Origin of the sequence: Candidatus Chryseopegocella kryptomonas, from assembly GCF_001536065.1 — a bacterium.
In the GTDB taxonomy this organism is placed as follows: Bacteria; Bacteroidota; Ignavibacteria; order Kryptoniales; family Kryptoniaceae; genus Kryptonium; species Kryptonium kryptomonas.
Map to the genome: position 1 here is coordinate 1 of NZ_CZVW01000023.1, position 23,228 is coordinate 23,228.

At 35.6% G+C, this 23,228-nt stretch carries 25 protein-coding genes and 1 tRNA gene; 15 read left to right on the forward strand and 11 right to left on the reverse strand.

Annotated elements, in window-relative coordinates; translation table 11 throughout:
• Window positions 1-255, reverse strand: a 255-nt coding sequence (locus tag AWW83_RS08415; RefSeq protein ID WP_200754000.1) for a 6-phosphofructokinase, incomplete at its 3' end; no start/stop codon positions are given.
• A gap of 159 nt (window positions 256-414) precedes the next feature.
• On the opposite strand from AWW83_RS08415, the gene AWW83_RS08420 reads away from it, so the two are divergent.
• Window positions 415-1,182: an ATP-dependent 6-phosphofructokinase gene (locus AWW83_RS08420; protein WP_092350823.1), complete on the forward strand. Its 768-nt coding sequence runs from the start codon at window positions 415-417 to the stop codon at window positions 1,180-1,182.
• On the opposite strand, the gene hisJ is transcribed toward AWW83_RS08420, so the two are convergent.
• Genes hisJ through amrA form a run of 4 tightly spaced genes read right to left on the reverse strand, consistent with a single transcriptional unit; the run spans window position 1,174 to window position 4,401 of the window.
• Window positions 1,174-2,022 (reverse strand): histidinol-phosphatase HisJ, encoded by an 849-nt coding sequence (hisJ, locus tag AWW83_RS08425; protein ID WP_092350826.1) that lies wholly within the window; start codon window positions 2,020-2,022, stop codon window positions 1,174-1,176. The genes AWW83_RS08420 and hisJ overlap by 9 nt on opposite strands.
• A gap of 26 nt (window positions 2,023-2,048) precedes the next feature.
• On the reverse strand, window positions 2,049-2,945 hold the full coding sequence (locus tag AWW83_RS08430) for a Rossmann-like and DUF2520 domain-containing protein (protein WP_092350828.1): 897 nt from the start codon (window positions 2,943-2,945) through the stop codon (window positions 2,049-2,051).
• 2 nt (window positions 2,946-2,947) lie between these two features.
• Window positions 2,948-3,799, reverse strand: coding sequence for an AmmeMemoRadiSam system protein B (gene amrB, locus AWW83_RS08435; protein ID WP_092350830.1), 852 nt, complete (start codon window positions 3,797-3,799; stop codon window positions 2,948-2,950).
• Window positions 3,796-4,401 carry an AmmeMemoRadiSam system protein A gene (amrA, locus tag AWW83_RS08440; protein WP_234697283.1) on the reverse strand — a complete coding sequence of 202 codons (606 nt, stop codon included), beginning with the start codon at window positions 4,399-4,401 and terminating at the stop codon, window positions 3,796-3,798. Before amrA ends, amrB begins: the two co-directional genes overlap by 4 nt.
• Before the next feature lie 145 nt (window positions 4,402-4,546).
• Between amrA and AWW83_RS08445 the strand changes: the two genes are divergently transcribed.
• The 9 genes from AWW83_RS08445 to AWW83_RS08485 all read left to right on the forward strand — a co-directional run bounded on the left by AWW83_RS08445 (window position 4,547) and on the right by AWW83_RS08485 (window position 14,163).
• Window positions 4,547-4,619: transfer RNA gene (locus tag AWW83_RS08445), tRNA-Met, on the forward strand.
• Between the two features lie 40 nt (window positions 4,620-4,659).
• Complete coding sequence (gene rpsT / locus AWW83_RS08450; protein WP_092350832.1) at window positions 4,660-4,935, forward strand: 30S ribosomal protein S20; 276 nt, start codon at window positions 4,660-4,662, stop codon at window positions 4,933-4,935.
• A 146-nt stretch (window positions 4,936-5,081) separates the two neighbouring features.
• Window positions 5,082-6,248, forward strand: coding sequence for a nickel pincer cofactor biosynthesis protein LarC (larC, locus tag AWW83_RS08455; protein WP_092350834.1), 1,167 nt, complete (start codon window positions 5,082-5,084; stop codon window positions 6,246-6,248).
• Window positions 6,249-6,271: 23 nt separating this feature from the next.
• Entirely contained in the window at window positions 6,272-8,767 is a 2,496-nt protein-coding gene (priA, locus tag AWW83_RS08460) for a primosomal protein N' (RefSeq protein ID WP_092350836.1), read from the forward strand.
• The gene (locus AWW83_RS08465; protein ID WP_092350838.1) at window positions 8,742-10,511 is read left to right on the forward strand and encodes a BamA/OMP85 family outer membrane protein; all 1,770 of its coding nucleotides are present in this window, start codon (window positions 8,742-8,744) and stop codon (window positions 10,509-10,511) included. The genes priA and AWW83_RS08465 overlap by 26 nt, the downstream gene beginning before the upstream one ends.
• Window positions 10,501-11,349: a geranylgeranylglycerol-phosphate geranylgeranyltransferase gene (locus AWW83_RS08470; RefSeq protein ID WP_159421156.1), complete on the forward strand. Its 849-nt coding sequence runs from the start codon at window positions 10,501-10,503 to the stop codon at window positions 11,347-11,349. Before AWW83_RS08465 ends, AWW83_RS08470 begins: the two co-directional genes overlap by 11 nt.
• A complete protein-coding gene (locus AWW83_RS08475; RefSeq protein WP_234697284.1) occupies window positions 11,346-12,032 on the forward strand; it encodes a ribonuclease HII in 687 nt (228 codons plus the stop codon). Before AWW83_RS08470 ends, AWW83_RS08475 begins: the two co-directional genes overlap by 4 nt.
• The gene (locus tag AWW83_RS08480) at window positions 12,022-12,369 is read left to right on the forward strand and encodes a YraN family protein (protein ID WP_092350844.1); all 348 of its coding nucleotides are present in this window, start codon (window positions 12,022-12,024) and stop codon (window positions 12,367-12,369) included. Before AWW83_RS08475 ends, AWW83_RS08480 begins: the two co-directional genes overlap by 11 nt.
• Before the next feature lie 21 nt (window positions 12,370-12,390).
• Window positions 12,391-14,163 carry a carbon starvation CstA family protein gene (locus AWW83_RS08485; protein WP_092350846.1) on the forward strand — a complete coding sequence of 591 codons (1,773 nt, stop codon included), beginning with the start codon at window positions 12,391-12,393 and terminating at the stop codon, window positions 14,161-14,163.
• A 3-nt stretch (window positions 14,164-14,166) separates the two neighbouring features.
• On the opposite strand, the gene AWW83_RS08490 is transcribed toward AWW83_RS08485, so the two are convergent.
• The gene (locus tag AWW83_RS08490) at window positions 14,167-15,570 is read right to left on the reverse strand and encodes a sensor histidine kinase (RefSeq protein ID WP_234697285.1); all 1,404 of its coding nucleotides are present in this window, start codon (window positions 15,568-15,570) and stop codon (window positions 14,167-14,169) included.
• Between the two features lie 10 nt (window positions 15,571-15,580).
• On the reverse strand, window positions 15,581-16,249 hold the full coding sequence (locus tag AWW83_RS08495) for a response regulator (protein WP_092350850.1): 669 nt from the start codon (window positions 16,247-16,249) through the stop codon (window positions 15,581-15,583).
• A gap of 153 nt (window positions 16,250-16,402) precedes the next feature.
• Between AWW83_RS08495 and AWW83_RS08500 the strand changes: the two genes are divergently transcribed.
• On the forward strand, window positions 16,403-16,828 hold the full coding sequence (locus tag AWW83_RS08500; RefSeq protein WP_092350852.1) for a DUF2231 domain-containing protein: 426 nt from the start codon (window positions 16,403-16,405) through the stop codon (window positions 16,826-16,828).
• Window positions 16,829-16,847: 19 nt separating this feature from the next.
• Window positions 16,848-17,978, forward strand: a complete 1,131-nt coding sequence (locus AWW83_RS08505; RefSeq protein ID WP_092350854.1) for a c-type cytochrome — start codon at window positions 16,848-16,850, stop codon at window positions 17,976-17,978.
• Here the strand turns inward: AWW83_RS08505 and AWW83_RS08510 are convergent.
• From AWW83_RS08510 to AWW83_RS08525, 4 genes are read right to left on the reverse strand one after another with little or no spacing between them, the layout of a single operon-like run.
• Window positions 17,965-18,981 (reverse strand): NAD(P)H-dependent glycerol-3-phosphate dehydrogenase, encoded by a 1,017-nt coding sequence (locus AWW83_RS08510; protein ID WP_092350856.1) that lies wholly within the window; start codon window positions 18,979-18,981, stop codon window positions 17,965-17,967. The genes AWW83_RS08505 and AWW83_RS08510 overlap by 14 nt on opposite strands.
• A complete protein-coding gene (gene plsY / locus AWW83_RS08515; RefSeq protein WP_092350858.1) occupies window positions 18,978-19,625 on the reverse strand; it encodes a glycerol-3-phosphate 1-O-acyltransferase PlsY in 648 nt (215 codons plus the stop codon). Before plsY ends, AWW83_RS08510 begins: the two co-directional genes overlap by 4 nt.
• Window positions 19,626-19,643: 18 nt before the next feature.
• Entirely contained in the window at window positions 19,644-20,141 is a 498-nt protein-coding gene (locus AWW83_RS08520) for a DUF2934 domain-containing protein (RefSeq protein WP_092350860.1), read from the reverse strand.
• Between the two features lie 8 nt (window positions 20,142-20,149).
• On the reverse strand, window positions 20,150-21,199 hold the full coding sequence (locus AWW83_RS08525) for a thioredoxin domain-containing protein (protein ID WP_092350862.1): 1,050 nt from the start codon (window positions 21,197-21,199) through the stop codon (window positions 20,150-20,152).
• Between the two features lie 141 nt (window positions 21,200-21,340).
• On the opposite strand from AWW83_RS08525, the gene AWW83_RS08530 reads away from it, so the two are divergent.
• The 3 genes from AWW83_RS08530 to AWW83_RS08540 are packed head-to-tail and all read left to right on the forward strand — an operon-like array spanning window position 21,341 to window position 22,831.
• Complete coding sequence (locus AWW83_RS08530; protein WP_092350864.1) at window positions 21,341-21,685, forward strand: YbaB/EbfC family nucleoid-associated protein; 345 nt, start codon at window positions 21,341-21,343, stop codon at window positions 21,683-21,685.
• A 21-nt stretch (window positions 21,686-21,706) separates the two neighbouring features.
• Window positions 21,707-22,306 carry a recombination mediator RecR gene (gene recR, locus AWW83_RS08535; RefSeq protein WP_092350866.1) on the forward strand — a complete coding sequence of 200 codons (600 nt, stop codon included), beginning with the start codon at window positions 21,707-21,709 and terminating at the stop codon, window positions 22,304-22,306.
• The gene (locus tag AWW83_RS08540) at window positions 22,307-22,831 is read left to right on the forward strand and encodes an NTPase (protein ID WP_234697286.1); all 525 of its coding nucleotides are present in this window, start codon (window positions 22,307-22,309) and stop codon (window positions 22,829-22,831) included.
• The last annotated feature ends 397 nt before the right edge of the window (window positions 22,832-23,228 follow it).

Here is a 23,228-nt window from a genome sequence, read left to right on the forward strand (position 1 = left end):
AGCTTTTGCTCTTCCTTCTTTCGTCATAAATTCTTCTGACCTTGCGGTTTTGAGAATTGTCCCACCACGTTGAAGTATGTTTGAAACAGAACGTGCTTGTAAAGGTATAAATTCTCCGTTTATCATTCCTTGATAGCCGTGACCTATGCCTATGACTTCAAGACCGTAGTAAATTCCGGCTCTTACGACTGCTCTTATACAGGCATTCATTCCGGGCGCATCTCCACCGCTTGTGAATACACCAATTCTTTTCATTTCCTTTTGCTTTGGATTTTGTTTTAAAAATCAAATCTAAATTTAACCAAGCAAGTGTTAAAAACAAAATAAAATAAGCAAGGTTTGGGCGATGATGAATTTTTGAAGTTTATTGAGTTTTAATTAATTTTTCTCAAGCAAAAATAAACTAGGCAAGAGATGAGAAATTTTCTTTTCATTTTTCTTTTGTTTGCTCAATTTGTTTTAGGGCAGAGCAATTTTAAAATAAGAAATGATACACTCGAAGCATTAGTTGCCATCGGTGGAGATGGGACATTTCGTGGTGCGGTTGCTTTATATGAAGAACACGGAATTCCATCTGTTGGAATTCCAGCCACGATTGACAACGATCTTTATGGCACGGATTACACAATTGGTTATGACACAGCTGTTAACACAGCGCTTGAATCAATTGACAAAATAAGAGATACAGCAGACGCTCACGACCGATTGTTTTATGTTGAAGTTATGGGTCGGACATCTGGATTCATAGCGGTTGAAGCTGGAATTGGTGGAGGTGCTGAATATATCGCAATCCCAGAGGAACAAACAGATTATGAAGAGATAAGAAATGTTTTGAAAGGATTTAGGAAAGATAAAACAAGCAGTATCATAATCGTCGCAGAAGGAGATGAGGAAGGCGGAGCGTTTAAAATTGCGAAAAAAGTGAAAGAACTTTATGGATTTGATTATCGTGTTGTAGTTCTCGGACATATTCAAAGAGGCGGAGCACCAAGCGCAAGAGATAGAATTCTCGCAAGCAAACTCGGTGTTGCTGCTGTTGAAGCTCTGATAAATGGAAAATTCAATGTGATGGTTGGAGAAGTAAAAGGAGAAATCAAATTAACACCGCTTAAAGAAACATTTGGACGAAAAAAAGAGCTTGATCCATACCTTTTGAAAATTGCAAAAATTCTTTCAATATGAAATTTTGATCTCGCTCCGCCTTCTTTTCTCAAAAATTGATATTTTACCATCCCCGTATCTTTCTATCAAAGCCAGAGCAATATCAAAATCTCTGCCGACATCATCAGGAGTATGAGCATCCGAGCCGAGTGTTAGCGGAATTTTATAATCGTGAATCATTTTTAGAATTTTCTCCGATGGATAAATCTCGTTGATTTTCTGCCTCAATCCAGAAGTGTTAATTTCAATGCATAAATCATTTTTTTTGATGAGTTTCAAAATTTCACTGATCAACTCATCAAAATTTTTATTTGCACGATGTCCAAATTTTTTTATCAAGTCAAAATGCCCAACAATATCAAAAAGCCCCGACTTAACAAGTTCTTTCATAGTGTGGTAATAATTTTCATACACAACATCAACATCTTTCCCATTCCATCTCCATTCCTCTTTATGACTTGCGATGTTCCAGTACTCCAAAATATAATCGGTTCCGTAGGGTTCTCCAAGATTTTCAACCCAGTCATTCAAAAAATGGACTGAACCGATCACATAATCAAAATCCCCACGCTTGATGAAATCCTTTACAAAGTCAATTTCATCCTCAATAAATTCTGCTTCTATTCCAAACCTCAACTTTATTTTCCCACCAAATTTCTCAACCGCTGATTCAAACCAATCTTTGTAAATTTTAAATTCATTCAATTCCATCCTATGTTCAGGGTCAAATTTATATGGAAGTGGCATATGGTCCGAGATACCAATTTCTGTTAAATTTTTTTCAATTGCCTTTTTCACATAATCTTCAATTTCACCTTTTGCATGCTTGCACAATTTTGTATGGGTGTGATAATCAACCATAATGCAACCTCAATTTATTCTTTAATTTATTTTTTTCCAATGTAAGAACTAACAAGATCAAGCATTTGAGATGCAAGATTCATAGATATGCTTTTCTTTTTAAAGGCAATGCGGATTGTTTCAATTGCAAGCGATGAATAAACAGGTAAAATTTCGGGGAATTTATTTTGGAGTTCTTCAAGGTGAAGTTTTATCGTTTCAAGATCGCCTCGTTCAATTGGACCTGTCAAAGCATTAACAGAACCAAGTTCGCTTGCATTTTTAAGCGAAATCTCAATCAAAGGATGCAAAAATTTATGATCAAAATTTAAATTTGCCCTCTTGAAAATTTCATCAACTGTGTTCAATAGTGAAACAAGGTAATTTGAAGCGAATACACAAGCAATGTGATAAAGAATTTTTTGCGATTTATCAATTGAAATTATGTTCTCGTCAAAGTTATAAAAAATCCACTTCGTAATATCATAAATCTTCGGGCTTCCCTCAAGCGTGAATTTAATTTTCCTTATTTCATCAACAGAATAATCAAAGTGAGAGACGGAATAAACAGGATGTATAGAACCAACCTCAGCCCCACGAGATTGAACTTCCGACAAAACATCACTTGTCAAAACCCCAGATGCATGATAAACAACAAGATTTTTAAAATTCAAATTTTCAATTTGTGAAATCTCCCAAGCAATGTCCTTAATTGCTGAATCGGGGGTGGTTATGAAAATTACTTCAACATCAGATGGAAGGTCAGTGATTGACTTTGATGCAGTGTTAACTTTAAATTTTTGCACAAATCTTTTTATTGATTCATCACTTCTGCTGATAACCGCAACAATTTTATGACCGATGATTTCGCTTAAAAATTTTGCAAACAAAGTCCCAACTCTTCCAGCCCCAACGATGGCTATGTTGAAAATTTTAAACGCCAACTTTATCCGACCTGCTTAAATAGGACAGCCGAAAGATAACCTACAACTCCTGTTTTATCTCCTGTGACATCGCCTGAATTGCAATAGTAAAGAACCTCTGATTTATCTGCGCCAAGTTTTTTCGCAGCGTGCATAACTGCAACAGTTGGACCCCCACCACATGCTTCACATCTTTGCTGTTCAAGGTCATCCATCAATTTCACTTCATCAAAATTTGCAACATCGTCAATTACGATTTTGTCAAGTTTAACAGCGACATCATAGGTATAATAATGCGATAAATCTGTGCTTGCAACAAGAAGGGCATTTCTCCCTGCTAAGACATCCCCTAAAATATCTCCAAGCCGAAAACAATAATCCGCTTTTTGATCTCCCATAACAATTGGAACAAGTTTAAAATGATTCAACGCTTTCTGCAAGAAAGGAAGATGAACTTCAACTGCGTGTTCAAGCTTATGACCGTAAGATGAAATCTCAATTAAACCTTTGCCTTTTTCGTAAATTTTTTCTGCAAGTTCAATGTCAATTTCAATTTCTCCAAGTGGTGTTTTATACGCTTTGCCATCGTAGATTGAAATAGCGTCAAAATATTCACGATGGCTTGGTGAGACAACAACAACAGTGTCATAATCTTTACCACGAATTAAAGAATAAGCAACGGCTGCTGTTTGACCTGAATACATATAACCTGCGTGAGGTGCGATTATGGCTTTTATTTCTCCGTTAATTTTTTTATCACCTATTATATCTTTTGCATTCTCAAACATCCTTTCAATATCAGCGTTTAAAATTGATGGGACATCTGGGTAAAAAAGTCCAGCAACTGCTGGTTGTCTGATTTTCTCTTTTATCATAATCCTTCCTCTATTTTTTGTTTGAAATCGCTTTCTTTAAATACAATTGCGGTGAAGACATAAATTTCAACATCTTTATCTTTCCAGCAATCTGGGTGCAATCCAGCTTTCAAACAAGTATGTTCAAGAAATTCCTCTTTTGTTAAGTTATGTTCAACCGCAACTTGCGGAAGCAAAAGCCCTCTTCTCCATCCCTTCCTTATCATTATCCCGTGCTCACCTACTTTGATTTCATCAACCGACTTAACAAGTTTCAACGGCGAAAGAACAGATATTTCAATTTCAATTTTATCAAGTTCATAAGGTTCAACTGGCGGGAATCTTGGATCTTCAAGAGCTGATTTAGCTGCTACCTCGTTGACTGTTTCAGCAAGCGACTTAACAGCTTCAACATAGCCGATGCATCCTCTCAATGTGTCATTAATTGTGATTGTGACGAAAGCTCCACAAGGAGTTCGCAAATTTTCTGTTAATGGTTCAACCTCAGGAAGTTCTTTCCCGTTTACAGCATTTGTTATGGAATTGCGGGCTATTCTAAGAAGCTCAACTTTTTCTTCATCGGTGAGGTTCATTGCTATCTCAAATTTTAAATTCAAAATCATTCAACCATAAACTAAAAAAAATTGCTCAAATTTTCAAATCTTGAAAAAATCTCTGCAACAATTGCAAATTTTTTAATGATGGTTTCGCATTGTGTAAATTTGAAATTTTGCTTTTGATTTATTATATTTATATCCGCAAAAACACCGCGGGGTGGAGCAGCTGGTAGCTCGTCGGGCTCATAACCCGAAGGTCGCGGGTTCAAATCCCGCCCCCGCAACTAAAATTTAACTGAATATCAAACAAAAATAAATCAGCAAATGCCGAATCTTAAATCAGCTGAAAGGAGATTGCGCAAGTCCGAAAGAAGACGCAAACGCAACAGGCATTACAAATCAATGATGAAAACTTTTATCAAAAAAGTCAAAAACGCAACGACAAAGGAAGAAGCGGAAGCAGCTCTTAAAAAAGTTTATTCCATTCTTGATAAACTGGTCGTAAAAGGAATCATTCACAAAAACAGAGCTTCAAGCTACAAATCAAAACTTGCTCAATTTGTAAACAATTTCCCCACCACGCAACAAGCCCAAGCGTAAAAAGTTTCAAATAAAATTTTTCAGGACAGGCATTTTTGCCTGTCCTTTTTATTTCCAACCTTAAAATCTACATACCTAAATTCACTCTTGCTTATCTCAATCCAACTATTTAAATTTTACCAAAAAATTAACCTCGCCGATTGAAAATGAAAATTGCTTACTTTGATGCTTTCTCAGGGATAAGTGGAGATATGACGATAGGCGCTTTCATTGACGCTGGACTTGATTTTGAGGAGTTTAAAAACGAGATTCAAAAATTGAACTTAACAAACTATGAACTTAAAACGAGAAAAATCACAAGAAACGGTATAACTGCGACAAAATTTGATGTCATTGTAAAAAATCAAGAACACGAGCACAGAAATCTTTCAGAAATTTTTGAGATAATTGACACAAGTAAACTTTCAGAATTTGTCAAGGAGACATCAAAGAAAATTTTCACCACACTTGCTCAGGCGGAAGCGAAAATACATAACACAACGATAGACAAAATCCATTTTCACGAAGTTGGTGCGATTGATTCAATAATTGATATAGTTGGTTGTGCAATTTGCATTGAAAAGTTTGAAATTGAAAAAATTTATGCTTCAAAAATCCCGCTTGGCTCAGGGACATTTGTTAACTCACAACACGGCAAAATTCCAATTCCTTCACCAGCAACAATTGAAATGTTAAGAAATTTTCCAACGATCTTAACTGATATACCCTTTGAACTCACAACCCCAACAGGTGGAGCAATAATAGCAACACTTGCTGAATATGGGCTTGAAAAGGAAACAATAAAAATTCAATCAATTGGCTACGGCGCAGGTGATTTTGAAATCCCGCAACAACCAAACCTTTTGAGAATTATAATCGGCGAAATACCACAAAAATATGATGTAGAGAAACTCCTTCTTATTGAAACAAACATTGACAATATGAATCCTGAAATTTACCCTTATGTAATTGAAAAACTTCTCTCCTCGGGAGCAAACGATGCTTACCTTGTGCCTGTAATTATGAAAAAAGGTCGTCCAGGAATTATCTTATCAACGCTTGCTCCCGAATCAAAACTTGATGAAATTTTAAATATAATTTTCTCTCAAACAACAACGCTTGGCGTAAAAATTTTTGAAGTCAGAAGAAAAAAACTAAAAAGAGAGCAAAAAGAAATTGACACTCCATTCGGCAAAGTCAAATTTAAACTCGTTCAATTAAACAACACTCAACGACTTGTCCCAGAGTTTGAAGAATGCAAAAGAATCGCAGAAGAAAAAAATTTGCCACTTATTCAAGTTTACAAAATTCTTGAATCGCTCGTGAATCAGTAAAATAAAAATTTGAAAGTGGGTTTATGAAAAATCTCTATGTCAATGTCGCACTTCCTGTGCCAGTAAATAAACTTTTCACTTACATCGTCCCCGATGAATTAAAAGACGATGTCCAAATTGGGAAAAGAGTTATAGTTCCTTTTGGAAAACAGGAATTGACAGGAATAATCGTTGACTTGACAAATCAAAGCGGATGGCACAAATTAAAAGAGATAAAAGATGTCCTTGACCCAAAGCCAATTATATCTGATGAAATGTTAAAACTTACAAAATGGATTGCTGATTACTATCTTGCAAGTTGGGGTGAAGTTTTAAAAACCGCTTTGCCATCTGGAACTGTCGTTGAAAGCAAAAGAATTGTAAAACTTATCCGAAAACCAGATGAAGAAACATTATCAAGAATTGAAAAATCCTCTCCTAAAAGAGCACAAATTTTGAAATTTCTGCTGACTGGAAATTCCGAGGTTTCAATAAGAATGCTCAAAAGCAAATTTAAATTTAAAAACATCTACTCCATCATCAACTCGCTTGAATCGCTTGGATTTGTTGAGGTGGAAAAATATCTTCCAGAACAAAGAGCAAAAGCAAAATTTGAAAAATACATCAGGATTTCAAAATCACACGCAGAAGATTTAAAGAAGTTAACATTTGAGATTTCACAACTTGAAAAATCATCTCCAAAACAAGCGGAGGTGCTTGTCTATTTAATCAACAAGTTTAAAAAAGGAGAAACCGAACTTCCATTATCCGATGTCCTCAAAACAACCGAAAGCAGTGCACAAACAATAAAAAAACTTTCCGAAAAAGGTCTTGTTGAAATTTTTCAAAAAGAAGTCGTTAGAAAATTTGAATATGAATTTGAAGAACCTGATAAAAAAATTGAACTCAACGAACATCAGAAAAAAGCACTCGCAGAGATAAAAAAATCAATTGAAAGCGGAAAATTTAAAACATTCCTTCTTTACGGAGTAACAGGAAGCGGAAAAACACAAGTTTATATTGAAGCAATAAAAGAAGTCATTAACCTCGGAAAAACCGCCATTGTCCTCGTTCCAGAGATTTCTCTTACGCCTCAAATTGTGAATCGTTTTAAAAAGAATTTTGGCGAAATCGTCGGAGTTATTCACAGCAAAATGTCCGTAGGTGAGAGATACGATTCGTGGAGAATGATAAAGGATGGAATTTACAAAATTGTCATAGGTCCGAGGTCGGCAGTTTTTGCCCCGCTTGAAAAAATTGGTTTAATCGTTGTTGATGAGGAACAGGAAAGTTCATATAAACAATTTGACACTCCACCAAGATACAACGCTCGTGATGTAGCAATAATGAGGGCAAATTTAAACAATGCAGTTGTAATTCTCGGCTCTGCAACACCATCGCTTGAATCCTATTACAACGCAAAAACAGGAAAATATCATCTTCTCGTTTTGCCTGAAAGAGTTGATAAAGCAAAAATGCCAAAAATTGAAATCGTTGATATGATAAAGGAAAGAAAAGAAAACAATAAGACATCCATATCAAAACTTTTGAATCAAAAAATTAAGGAGCGGATTGACAGAAAAGAAGGCATAATAATTTTTCAGAACAGACGTGGATATTCAACATACATTGAGTGTCAAGATTGTGGTTATGTTGAGATATGCGATAATTGTAGCGTGACTTTGATTTTCCATATGGCGCAAAATCATTTGAGATGTCATTACTGTGGATTTGTTAAAAATGTCCCCGATTCTTGCAGAAGATGTGGCGGGATAAAACTTAAATTAAAAGGAGTTGGCACACAAAAAGTTGAAGATGAAATATCCCACATTTTTCCCGATGCAAAAGTTATAAGAATGGACCTTGATACAACCGCAGGGAAAAAATCATACGACAAAATAATGCAAAAATTTGCAAATGGAGAAGCAGATATTTTGCTCGGGACTCAAATGGTTGCAAAAGGTCTTGATTTTTCAAGGGTTACGCTTGTTGGCGTAATCTCGGCTGACATCCCGATGTTAATCCCAGATTTTAGATCAAGTGAAAGAACTTTTCAACTTCTCACACAGGTTGCGGGGCGTTCTGGAAGAAGTGAAAAGGAAGGCGAAGTTATAATCCAAACATTTCAACCCGAGCATTACATTTTTGATTACATCGTAAATCATAAAACACTTGAATTTTACGAGCGAGAATTAAAGATAAGACAGGACTTAAATTATCCCCCATTTACAAGATTAATTTTGATTGAGTTCAAAGGGGAAAACGAGAAAGATGTTGATTTAGCATCAAATGAATTTGCGAAGGAATTGAAATCAAAAATTCACAATCCAATTCAAATTTTGGGTCCAGCGCCAGCAGCAATTCCAAAAATCAAGCGAAATTACAGATACCATATAATAATGAAAATTCCGAAGCAAATTGACAGAAGCGGTAAACAAGTAGCACAGATGATCTGGCAATTGAAGGAAAAATTTGAAACAAGGTTAAACTCAAAGGGGGTTAAATTGATAATTGATGTTGACCCGCAAAATACAATTTAAAATTTTTGCTTTGTTCTGGCTTGTGTTTTTAACACAAATTTTTGCTCAAACAAATTTTAAAAAAATTGAAATTTACGGCAACAAAAATATAACTGTATCAGAAATAAACTCAACAATTGCAGAGTTAATAAAATCTGAAAGTGCGAACACAAACGAGCAAATTGAAAAAATAAAAGAGCAAATTTTAAATCTTTATATTGAAAACGGATTTTATTTCGCAAGGATTGATTCAATCAAAATTGAAGATAGAAAATTAAAAATTTTCATCACAGAAGGGAAAAGGATAAGAATTGGTTCGGTTGAAATCCGTGGAAATGAAATTTTATCAGACGATGAAATAAAATCAATCATCAATTTAAAATCTGGGGAATTTTTCTCCCCAAAAATTTTGAGCGAAAGAATAAATAAACTACTTGACAGATACGCAAACATAGGGTATCCACTCGCAAAGGTTGAAATTGAGAATTTAGAATTTGCAAATGATGATTTCGTAAATTTTACGCTTAACATAAGCGAGGGGAAACTTATAAAGATTGACAGAATTGAAATTCAGGGAAACAACACAACGAAAGAGAATTTGATTTTGCGTGAGATTCGGATAAAGCGTGGAGAAATTTACAGAGATGAAAAGTTCAAGCAAATAAGAAAAAGGTTGATTAAAATCGGTTTATTTGAGTTTGTTGATGAGCCACAAATTTTTTTCAATGATACGACAAGTGGAATTTTGATAAAAGTAAAAGAAGGAAGGATGAACTCGTTTGATGGAATAATTGGCTATGTTCCAGAAGTCAATTCTTCTCGTGGATATTTGACTGGGTATATCAACATAAATTTGAAAAATCTTTTTGGAACTGGACGAAGGTTTGATGTCAGATGGCATTCCGAAACAAAAGAAACGCAAGAGTTTGAACTGCGATATTTTGAACCTTACATTTTTAATTTCCCTGCTGGTGCTGAACTTTCATTCTATCAAAGAAAACAGGATTCAATTTATGTTTTGAGAAGACCAAAAATAAATCTTGAAATAGAATTAACTGGCTCTGAAAAAGTTTCTGAAATTTTTAAAATCATTTTTCATCTATCTCAAACTTCAATTATCCCGACCGCAACAGAGGTTATCAATTATCAAATTTTTGAAAGTAAAACACTAAACATTGGCGCTGGAATTCTATACGATTCAAGAGATGAGATTACATTTCCGAAATCTGGAGTTTATTTTTCAAGTTCATACGAAATTGGAAACAAGAAAATTACCGGACCAGCAAAATTGATAACCGAGCAGATGAAAACAAACATACAGGTAACAAAATTTCAATTTTCACTTGATTTTTATCATCATTTTGAGAAAATTTTAAACAGTGTGTTTGTCTCAAAATTTAACGCAATAATTGTTGCAGGCGATGGAATTGATGAAAGCGACGCATTTAGATTCGGCGGGACAAGGACTTTGCGCGGTTACAGAGAAAAAGAATTTCTTGCAACACGTGCATTGTGGGCAAATTTTGAAAGTAGATTTAAATTTAGCGAAGACCTTGCAATTTTCGGATTTGCCGATGTCGGTTATATATATCACCCTATAATTCCGCCGAGAATTGTGAATTCATTTTCAGCAATAAGGGCTGGCTATGGATTGGGATTTATCATCTGGGCGAGGATCGGAAGATTGAACTTAACATACGCTCTTGGAAAAGGAGATAATTTCAAAACAGGTAAAATACATATCGGGATTGAAAGTGAGTTTTAAAAAGTTGTATGCGGTTGCCAAAATTATGCGACCGTCAAATGTTTTGATAACTGGGTTGACAATTTTTGCTGGCGTTTTGATTTTTGGAGATGGAAATTCCAACATTTTAAAACTTGCACTTATAGCTGGGATAGCTGGCGCTTTAATTGATGCTGGTGGAAATATAATAAATGATTTTTTTGATGTTGAAATTGACAGAATAAACAAACCCGAGCGTCCAATTCCGTCCGGATTGATAACGAGAAAATCTTCTCTCTTAATTTATTTTTTGACCACGATCTCTGGACTTGCTCTAACTTTGTTTTTAAACAAACTTGCTCGTGGAATTGCTCTTATCTCAACGATGATAATTTTTCTTTACAGTTTCAAACTCAAACGAACTCCCCTTTTTGGAAACTTTACAGTTGCATTTATGACAGGGCTCGCTTTTATTTTCGCTGGAAGCGTTGTAAATAATTTTAAAGACACAATTTTCCCCTTTTTATTCGCATTCTTGATAAATTTCCCTCGTGAAATCATAAAAGACATTGAAGACATTGAAGGAGATTTGAAAGTCGGGATAAAAACTTTCCCAATAGTTGCTGGGATCAAAGCATCCGTTGCTGTGTCGGTTGTCGTTCTTTTGCTTTTGCTATTCTTGACATTTGTCCCATATCTCATTAAACTTTACAACCATATTTTCCTGATTTTAATTTTTTTGGTTGACATTGGATTGATTTATGTTATAGTTTCACTTTTGAAAGATACGAGTAAATTAAACTTGAACAAGTTGAGCAATCTGCTTAAATTTGAAATGTTAGTTGGTCTCTTTGCAATTTACTTTGGCAGTTTAAAATGATACAAACAAGCGAAGAAGAGATGAAGAAAATAGAAAGTGAGTTTTATTCACAGGGTTATTCGCTTATTGCGGGGGTTGATGAAGCAGGTTGCGGACCTCTTGCAGGTCCAGTTGTCGCATGTGCAGTTATACTTCCGAAGGATTATTTCAATCCGCTAATTTACGATTCAAAGAAATTAACACCAAAGTTAAGAGAAGAACTTTGCGATGTAATTTTAAAAATTGCAATTGATGTCGGAATAGGCGAAGCATCAAACGAGGAGATTGATAAATACAACATCAGAAATGCAACAAAACTTGCTATGATACGGGCTTTACAAAACCTTGAGACAATTCCAGATGTGGTTTTAATTGATGGAAATTTATTTGATGTTAATTTCACTGGCTTAAACTTTGACGGCAAAAAAGTTTTATACAAAAACATAATCAAAGGCGATAGAAAGTCAATATCAATTGCATCTGCTTCAATAATTGCAAAGGTGACAAGAGATAAAATAATGGAGCAATATGCGAAGGAATTCCCACAATATAACTTTTTAAAGCACAAAGGTTATCCTACCCGAGAGCACCTGCAAGAGATTGAAAAATTTGGAATTACAAAGATTCATCGCAAATCATACCGACCTATTCAAAAAATTTTGAACCCAGCAATTCAGGAAAAACTTTTTCAAGATGAAAGATAAAGGAAAAATAGGAGAAGAAATCGCTGTTAAGTTTTTGTCTGAAAAAGGTTATAAAATTTTGAGGCGAAATTACAGATTTGGTCACGGTGAAATTGATATAATTGCTATGGATGGGGACATACTCGTATTTGTTGAAGTTAAGACAAGGTTTTCGGATAAATTCGGACTCCCTGAAGATTCTGTTACGATTAAAAAGCGGAAACAACTTAAAAAGATTGCAGGCGCATTTTTACAGTTTAACGATGTTAAGTTTTCAGAATGCAGATTTGATGTTGTCTCAATTATATTGCAAGGTAGAAATGTGCAGATAAATCACATTGAGAACGCTTTTCAATAAAACAAAATTCAAGGAGGAAATATGAACATAGCAATTGCTATGTTAATTTCCATAACTATCCTGATTATTGGATTTTTCACATGGGGACGATATGTGGCGAAAAAATCTGGCGTAAATCCCGAAATTCCAACCCCTGCTGTCAGAATAAATGACGGCGTTGATTATGTCCCAACCAAGCCAATAGTTTTACTTGGTCATCATTATGCTTCAATTGCAGCAGCAGGTCCAATTGTAGGACCAACGCTGGCTTTAATTTATGGATTTGTCCCAGCGTGGCTGTGGCTTCTTCTCGGTGTGATATTTATCGGTGCAGTGCATGACTTTTCAGCTCTTTTTGTAAGCGTGAGAGAAAATGGTCGTTCAATTGCACATATAGCAAGAAAAACGCTCGGAAATACAGGTTTTGCCTTCTTTCTCTCATTCGCAATTCTCTTGATAATGCTTGTAAACGCTGCTTTCCTTCAACTTACAGCAATAGCCCTTACCTCATATTATCCAATTTCAAAGCTTGGACTTTCTCCTGATCAAACTCTTTTAAAAACGACGGTGATAAATGGAGAAATTTACGGAAAAATTGGGGGAATTGCGTCAACATCGGTTATAGTCATCACAGCATTTGCTCCGCTCATCGGTTATCTGCTTTACAAAAAGCATATCAAAACCTTCATTGCAAGTGTTTTAGCACTTTCAATTGCTCTCGTCTCCGTTATAATCGGATTTGAATTCCCCGTTACGCTTGAACCTAAATTCTGGATGGTTGCTATTTTGATTTACTCCTTTGTTGCTTCTTGGATTCCTGTTTGGATAATTCTACAACCACGTGATTTTGTGAATGTTCATCTTCTATATCTTGGGCTTATCGGTATGTTTCTGGGTATAATTGGAAGTGGTTTTGCAGGTGTGAAAATTCAAGCTCCATCATTTAACATAAATTCCGAATCAATGGAAGCATTGGGGTTAGTCTGGCCATTTCTGTTTGTGACAATTGCCTGCGGAGCTGTATCAGGCGCTCATTCTTTGATAGCAACGGGGACAACATCAAAACAGCTTTCAAATGAAAAATACGCCCATTTGATTGGTTATGGAGCAATGCTTCTTGAATCATTTTTGGGGCTTTGTGTTGTTTTTGTGATTCTGGGTGCGGTTGATTTTGAGCATTACAAAGAACTTGTCTGGCCAATGCAAAATGGTCATATAAAACAGGGAAATGCCCCACTTGCTTTTGCAGTGAGCGTTGGTAAAACACTTAACAACGGACTTGGTATCCCCATTTCATATGGAACTATATTCGGAATTTTAATGCTTGAGGGATTTTTGATCACGACAATTGATACACTTTTTAGATTGATGAGATATTTCTTTGAAGAACTCTGGAATGTTTTATTTGTAAAAAAGCCACGAATTTTAGAATCAAGAATCTTTAATTCAATTCTCGGAATATCACTTACTGCTTTACTTGCATTCACAAATGGTTATCAAAAAATCTGGCCAATTTTTGGCTCGGCAAATCAACTTTTAGCAGCACTTACGCTCGTTGCAGTCACTGCATGGTTTGCCCAAAAATCAATAAAGGCATACTTTGCTGCTATCCCCGCTGGTTTTATGATCCTAACAACGATTACCTCACTTTCAATTCTGTTGAAAAGATACATTGAGTCAAAAAACTTGACACTTACTATAACCGATTTACTTCTCCTATTCCTTGCTTTTGGGGTTGTCTTTTTAACATTTAAATACTTCTTCAAGTTAAGGACAGAACTTTCAAAAGAAAAAATTCCTGAAATGGTGAAATAAATTTCAATCAGACAAATTCGGTATGTAGATTACAAATTCGCTTCCTTTCCCGATCTGGCTCTTTACTTCAATTCTGCCTGAAACTATTTCAATCATTGATTTCGTAAGCGAAAGTCCCAAACCTGTGCCAGATGGATTTAATTCAAACGCATTTTTCCCACGATAAAATCTATCAAAAATATACGGCAATTCATCTTCACTTATCCCTATTCCAGTATCTGAAACAGAAATTTTAGCCCATTCATTTTGTTTTTCACAGGTTATTGTAACTTTCCCGCCAGCGTTTGTGTATTCAACAGCGTTGTCAATTATATTTTTCAACGCTTCAAAAAGAATTTTTTCATCCGTGTTTATGATTAAGTCGCTATCGCAGTAAAAATTTATCTTGACATCTTTTTGCTTCGCTTTAAAATTAAATGTCAAAATCAATTCACGGATTAATTCTGAAACATTAACTTTCTCAACATTTGCTCTGACGATCCCTGCTTCGGCTTTTGCAAGGTAAAGCATTGATTTTATTATCGCAATTGATCTATCCGTCTGCTTTTGAAGTAAGTTTAATGTCCGAACATATTCATTTGCCCTTCGCTTTTTCATAAGTGTTATCTCAATTTCATCTTTTATAACTGTGAGCGGAGTTAAAAGTTCATGTGCGACATCAGAAGTAAATTGTGAGATTTGTTTAAATGATTTTTCCAATCTATCAAGAAGACGATTGAGAGTTGAAACAAGTTTGATAATTTCTTCTGGTGGATTTTTTTGAGTTATCTCAATTCTTTCAGTTAAATTTTCTGCTGTTATTTTATCTGCTTTTGAAATTATTTGTTCAAGTGGTGTTATCAATTTTGAAATTATCAAATTTCCGCCGTAGTATGCCACAAAAAAGGCAAGCAAGATAGCAAGGGCAAGCGATGTCCTCAAAAGCCCCATTGCAGTTTGAACTGTCCCCTCAAATTTTGATGTTTCAACAAGCCCAGCAAATTTGCCGTTAAAATAAATCGGATGATAAAAAATTCTCAACCTTTTGCCAGCAATTTCAACTTCATTTGCGTTGCCAAACTTGTCTCTCTCTGGTTCAGGGATCAACAAGCCAGATTTTTTAAGATTATGCGAGACCTCAACAAGTGTTAATTTATCATCAAAGACCCTGAAAAACACAGATGCTTCATTCAAATAAAAATGTTCCGCTTCATAAAACTCTGTTGAATCAATGAAGGTTATTTTACCTTCAACAAGTTTAATTTTCCCTACAAGTTCTTCCGCCTCTTTCTCTAAAATTATGTCAAGTTCTTTATGAAGAGATCGGTCAATGTAGGTGTAAATTCCAAATTCAGCAAATATAAAAGCAATGAGAAAGATAAGCGAATACCAGAAGATAAGTTGAAATTTTAAGGATTTCATTTTCATCATTATTTTCTCATTCAACTTTGAAAACATACCCAACTCCACGAACAGTATGGATCAATTTTTTACTGAAATCTTTATCAATTTTCCGCCTCAAATAGTTTATATAAACATCAATGTAATTTGTCCCAGTGTCAAAATTAATTCCCCAGACATTTTCCCCAATTTCGGTTCTTGTGAGAACTTTGCCTTGATTTGAAGCGAGATAATAAAGAAGGTCAAATTCTTTCGGAGAAAGATAAATTTTTCTCCCGCCTCTTATTACGGTTCTGCTCAATGGGTTAATAGTTAGGTCTGCAACTTGAATTTGTGTTGGCACACTTTTGGCTCTGCGTGTGAGAGCACGAATTCGGGCAAGAAGTTCGGAAAATGAAAATGGTTTTGTAAGGTAATCATCAGCCCCAGCATCAAGACATTTAACCTTCATATCAACTGAATCAACAACCGTTAGCATCAATATAGGTGTTGTTATCTTGTTTCGCCTTATTTCCCTGCACACATCAAGACCATTCATTTTCGGAAGTTTAAAATCAAGAATTATGCAATCGTAATTTCCAGAGGTAGCAAGCGAAACCCCTGATTCGCCATCATAAGCGACATCAACATTAAAACCAGCTTCTTTTAATCCCTTCTTCAATGTTTTAGTCAAATCTTTTTCATCTTCAATCAGAAGTATCTTCACGACTTTAAAAAATTTTTGTTTTCACTGATACAAAATTAAGTCCGAAAGAAATTATATTCAAGTTTCGCCCGATTATATTAACGAACTCTAATCAAATTTTAATGGCTTTATAATCTTGAATTTTGCAAATTTAAAATAAAAAAGGTAAACGCTATGCCAGTTCATCCAATGCTGGTTCATTTTCCGATTGCACTCTTCACAACTTTCATTCTTCTTGAAATACTCTGGATGATATTCAAAAAAGAATGGATAAAAAATTCCTCTCTCTTGACGCTTTTTCTCGGTCTGTTATTTGTCGTCCCGACGATTATATCTGGCGAGGCATCAGCTGAAAATTTTGAGAAAGTGTCACAGCTTGAGGAATTGATAGAATCACACGAAACATTTGCAAAGTTAACTGGGATAACTTTTTTAATCGTTTTAATTGTCAAAGTTATACTTGCAAAAACTGGGAAACTTAACACCAAGACAAATTTAATTGCGTTTTTAATCTCATTGATTGGCTTGTATTTTTTAATTCAAACTGGGTTAAAGGGTGGAGAATTAGTTTATAAACACGGCGTCGGAATACTTTATTAAAAAATAAAGAGTGAAAAAAATGAAGAGAAAATTTCTTTTGCTAATTTTTTTAAACTTTGGCTTAATTTTCGCACAGCAGGACACAACCGAGCAGGTTATTGATTTTGAAACCATAAAAACTATGAACGGAAAGCAAATTTATGAGACATTTTGTGCCAAATGCCACGGAATTGATGGGACTGGAAATATACCCGAGGAAATAAAACAAAGCTGGGATGTCCCACCACCAGATTTCACAGACCCGTATTTCAATACAAGAGAAGCAAGAAAAGATTGGTATGCGGTGATAAAATATGGTGGACGGGTTAGGGGACTTTCACAAACGATGCCAGCGTTTGGTGATGTTTTTAGCGATGAACAAATTTATGATGTCATTGAACATATTAAATCTTTCGTTGATCAAAAGAGGTATCCACAAGGAGAATTAAATTTCATACGAGCGCACTATGTGACAAAAGCATATGTTGAACAAGAATTTCTTTTAATTCCGACTTACACATACAGAGTTGAAAACGGGCATAATGTGAATGACACGAAAGTAGTTTTATACTACGCAAACAGATTCTCAAACAGATTTCAATACGAGGTGAAACTCCCCGTTCAAAATTTAAAATCATGTGTTCAAAATACAACTGGAATAGGTGATCTTGAACTTGGCTTAAAATATGCGTTTTATGATAATTACAAAAATTTGTCAATTTTAACAGCTGGTTTTGAATTTTCACTTCCGACTGGAAGCGAAGCGAAGGGATTTGGCAAAGGGACTGTTGTTTTAGTGCCATATCTTGCTGGCGCAAAAGGTTTGGGTGAAAAAATTGAATTGCAAGGAAGTGTTAAGATTGAAGCACCTGTTAATAAAAGCAAAGGTAATCCAGAATTAATCTATGCTCTTTCAACAACATTTATTCTTCCGGAGGGAAGACGTGGAATATTCCCGGGGATTGAACTTGTCGGAACTAAAACACTTGGCGCAGAAGAGCACACAATTTCAATTGTCCCCAAAATTTACATTGCTCTGACAAGGCGAGGTCATCTTGCAATTTCCATTGGAAGAGAATTTCCAATTTATGGTGGTTCGCCGTTTAAATATCGTTATGTTGGTTTTGTTTTGTGGGATTATGTTGATGGTGGAATTTTCAGCGGATGGTAAAATTTAGCCCCCAAACCTCGGGTTTGGGGGTTCTGCCCATCAATTCTGATGTTGCTTGAATTGGGTTCTTTCCGTTAAAAAGAACATCGTAAACAGCATTTGTAATTGGCATTTCAACTTCAAATTTTTTCGCAAGTTCAACAGCTGAAATTGTCGTCCAAATTCCTTCAGCAACCATAACCATATTTTTTAAAATCTCCTCAAGTTTCTTCCCCTTTCCAATTTGCTCACCGACAAATCTATTTCTGCTATATTTACTTGTGCAGGTTACGATCAAATCACCTATACCCGAAAGCCCTGCGAAAGTTTCAATCCTTGCTCCCATAGCAACACCCAATCTCACAATCTCAGCAATTCCACGAGTCATAATAGCAGCTCTTGTATTATCGCCAAAACCAATCCCATCTGCAATTCCCGTGGCAATTGCAATTATATTTTTCAATGCTCCACCAAGTTCAACTCCTACAACATCATCACTTGTGTAAACTCTGAAATAGTTATTCATAAAAACATTTTGAGTCAAGCTCGCTACACTCTTATTAAAAGATGATACAACAACAGCTGTTGGCATTTTTCTACTTACTTCCTCAGCGTGGCTTGGTCCAGAAAGAACGCAATAATTTTCATACACACCAAGCAAATCTTTAAGAATTTCTGAAACTCTCATCAATGTTTTATTTTCAATTCCCTTTGCAACATTGACAAAAATTTTATCCTTAACACTTTTAAATTCGTCCCTTGAAATTATTGCTCTCAAATGTTGGGTTGGAACGGCAAGGACAATAATTTCTACATCGTCAAGTGCTTCTTCTAAATCAGATGTTAAAAAAATTTCACTTGGAATTTTCACACCGGGGAGATAAATATGGTTTTCCCCCGTTGTTTTAACTTCCTCAAGATGTTCCTTCCTTCTAAACCATAACTTAACACTATGTCGGTTATCATAAAGCAAAATTGCAAGCGTCGTCCCCCAGCTACCTGAACCTATTATGCTTATCCTCATTTTTTACCGAAGCTCAACTTATTTTCATTACCAGCGATCAAACGCTTGATGTTGCTTCTATGCCGATAAACGATTAAAAACGCAATTATGCTTCCGAAGATCAAAAGAGTTTTAAAATCACGATGTTGTATTTTCAAGAAATTTTCGCTGAAAATAATTATAAACGGAAATAAAATCGCAGATACAATTGAGCCAAGCGAGACATATCTTGTGATTGAAACTATCAAAGCAAAAATCAAAAATGCAATTAACAGATCAAGAGGTGCGATACCAAGAAGCATCCCCGCAGAAGTGCTAACTCCTTTACCACCTTTGAATCCCGCAAAAACAGTCCACATATGCCCAACAACAGCGAAACACCCCGCGATGATTTGAACCGTTGTTAAGTTTAACATTGAAGCAAGAAATTGATTATAAAACCATTTCGCAATAAATGCCGTTGCAAAATAACCTTTAAAAGCATCAAACAAGATCACAAAAATTCCCCATCCAAGCCCAACAACACGAATCACATTCGTCCCGCCAGGATTTCCACTTCCGTAATTTCTTATGTCAATCCCTTTGACAAGTTTTCCAACTATAATGCTTGTTGGTATTGAACCCACAAGGTAACTTAACAAAACGATCAAAACTAAATTAAACATCGCAGAACCCAAATTTTTTTAAACTTTGATAAAACCATCTTCAAAAATTCTAACCCAATCTTGAACGATTCTCTCTGCTTCAGCCCAGTTTTCAAGTTCCTGACTTCCGATTCCGCCCTTTCTTTCCCAGACAAAATACGCAACTTTCGCAACGGTTTCTCTTCTCATCTCATTGTTAGGACGACCAAAAACCTTAACAACATATTTTACTTTGTCGGATTTAATTGCCACCTGCTCAATTTCCACATCTTTCAAATATGAAACATCTTTAATGTTATCAAGTTCAAAAACTATTTCACCGATGAACTGATAATTTTTTGTCGCCTTAAAAAGAAAAATTTTATCGCCACTTCCAACTTCGGTTTTACAATAAAAACCAAGAAAATAAACATCTTCTGCAACTCTTTCCTTCTTCCGAGCGATTACTTTCTCAACAACCATCGGTTTAAATTGATTGTGTCTTGAGAACTCGGTTAAAAAATTAACTACCTCTGTCTTTTTTATTTTTTTCTCCATACGAACGATCAAAATTCTGTTATTAATTCCCGTTTAAATCTATGCGCAGAAATTGAAAACTTATAAATTGCAAAGTTTGGCGAATCAACGATGAGTTTTAATATATGCTCACCGAAATCGGGATTTTTGACAACATTATAAAATCTCGGTCTATCAACAACAATAAAACTTTCGCCATCTTCAAACTTAACATCATCACCACAATTATACTCGTTCAAGAATTCTTCATCTTGAATAACGATAACTTTTAAATTTTCACCATTCAAAGATTCCGCCACAACACCGACATTTACCCCAGCGTAAGGTAAAATCACCGTTCCAAATGATTGTGAAATTGGATTATGTTTGAAATAATACTTTCCGTTATACCATTCTCCATCAAGATAAAATTTCCCATTGACATAAATTTTCGGGTCTTCATATTTTAGGACAGATTCTGGGGCAAATCCTTCCGCATTTCCAAGCGCACCACCAGAATAACAGGTCAAAATTTCTGGCGTAACTTTGTAAAAAGCGAATTCATCAATCTCGTATCTTGAACCAATCGGCAAAGGAAAATCACCGTAATATCCTGCCTTTATCAAAAGTGATTGAATATAAAATTCAATCTCCCATAATCTTCCAACTCCAAAGTAAGAGTAAGAGATCAAACCATCACGATTTACAAGAAATATACAAGGGACATCAAATGTAAAGTTTTTTGCGATAAGCGAAGCATATCTTTTAAGATTTCTCCAGTCGTTGTCTATCGCAACGGGAAATGTTATTTTGAGATGTTTGATCTCACTTTCAACATTTTCAATTTTCGTCTCAAAGGGAAATTTCGGGACATGGACACCAAGGATGAACAGACCTTTATCTTTATATCTTCTTTCCCATTCTCTGACATATTTGTAAAGTTCTATCCATTCCGCACTCGCATAGTTAAAAAACAAAAGAAGGACGACACTTCCACGAAGATTTTCAAAAAACACTGGTTCAGAATTTAACCAATAATCTGCGATTATATCTATTGCTCTGTTGTTTTCTTCAAGTGTTTGTCTTTTATATTGTTGCATCTGCCAGTCAGATTTTTTGTTTCAAAGTCAATCTAATGAACTAATTTTTAAGTTGCAAATTTCAAATCGTCAAATCAAGGCAATTTTTGTTTTAAAGCGTTTTCCTGTTTAATTTATATAAAAAATAAAAATCAAATTCCAATGAAACCAGATTTAAAAGCCCTGTTCAAACAAATTGAGAAAGTTCAGGAAGAGCTTGAGCGAATTCAGGCGGAGCTTGAAAACAAGACAGTGACGGAAGAAGCAGGCGGTGGAATGGTGAAGGTGACCATAAACGGCAAAAAAGAAGTCGTCAAAATTGAAATTGATAAAGAAGTCGTAAATCCAGATGATATAGAGATGCTTGAAGATTTGCTTGTTGCTGCTGTAAACAAAGCACTTCAAAGTGCGGACAAAATGATAAGTGAAGAAATCGCCAAGGCAACATCTGGATTGATAACAGGAATTCCAGGATTCCCATTTAACTTCCCCGGATTTAAAGCGTGAAATTAAACTTTATGAGAAACTATGCTTTACACTTCTGAAAGTTTGGAAATTTTAATTGATGAATTGACAAAATTCCCTGGCATTGGGAGAAAAACAGCGCAACGACTCGCATTGCATATCTTAAAACAGCCGAAAGAAGAAATTGATAAACTTGTTCGGGCGATAATTGATGTGAAAGAAAAAATAAGATATTGCTCAATTTGTTTTAACATAACCGAGTCAGATCCGTGTCCGATTTGTTCAAGCCCGAAAAGAGACAAAGGAACAATTTGCGTCGTTGAAGAGCCAATGGATGTTCTTGCAATTGAAAAGACAAATGAATATAACGGAGTTTATCATGTTCTTGGTGGAGTGATGAACCCGCTTGAAGGAATTGGACCTGATGATTTGAAGATAAAAGAACTCGTGCAAAGAATTTCAGCAGGTGGTGTGAATGAGGTTATCATTGCATTAAATCCAAGCGTTGAAGGTGAGACAACTTCAATTTACATTGCCAATTTGATAAAGCCATTTGGAGTGAAAGTCACACGCATTGCCAGAGGACTCCCAATCGGAACGGCACTTGAATATGCAGATACCGCAACAATTGTGAGAGCAATTGAAAATAGAACAACGATGTAAGTGAAGAAAAATCTGCTTATCACATCGCCACCTGGTATGGGAAAAACAACTGCGATTAAAAAATTCATTGAACTTGTAAAAGATAAATTCAAAGTTTCTGGCTTTATAACCGAAGAAATTAGAAACGATCGGGGTGAAAGAACGGGTTTTAAAATTATAACTCTTGATGGGAAAATCGGGATACTTGCGGATGTTAATTTGAGAACAGATATAAAAGTTGGAAAATATAGTGTGAATTTGAAAGACATAGAAGAAATCGCAGTTCCGTCAATAGATTTAAACTCTGATATAATCATCATAGATGAGATCGGGAAGATGGAATGCTTTTCAAAAAATTTCGTGGATAAAGTTTTAAGTGCGCTTGATTCTCCGAAAACAGTCGTTGGGACGATAAAGGAAAAAGGCGATGCGATTACAAACTTGATTAAATCACGCAACGATGTTGAAATTATTAAACTAACAATTGGAAACAGAGACAAAATCCCAGCGATAATTTATGATGAAATCATAAAGAGATTCAAGTAATTTCAACTCACCCCCCTCCCCCCTCTCTACTTCGTAGAGAGGGGGTGTCCGTAAGGACGGGGGTGAGTTCTCTTACTCACCCCCTTTCCCCTCCGAAGGAGTCCTTCGGACCTCTCTATGAAATAGAGAGTTGATAAGTTAATTTTTTTACTCACCCCCCTCCCCCCTCTCTATGAAATAGAGAGGGGGTGCTCGTTAGAGCGGGGGTGAGTTCTCTTACTCACCCCCTTTCCCCATCTCTACGGAATAGAAAGTTGGTAAGTTAATTTTTTTACTCACCCCCCCTTTCCCCCTCTCTACTTCGTAGAGAGGGGTGTCCGAAAGGACGGGGGTGAGTTGTTCTACTCACCCCCTTTAATTCCCCCTCTCTATCACATAGAGAGGGGGTTAGGGGGTG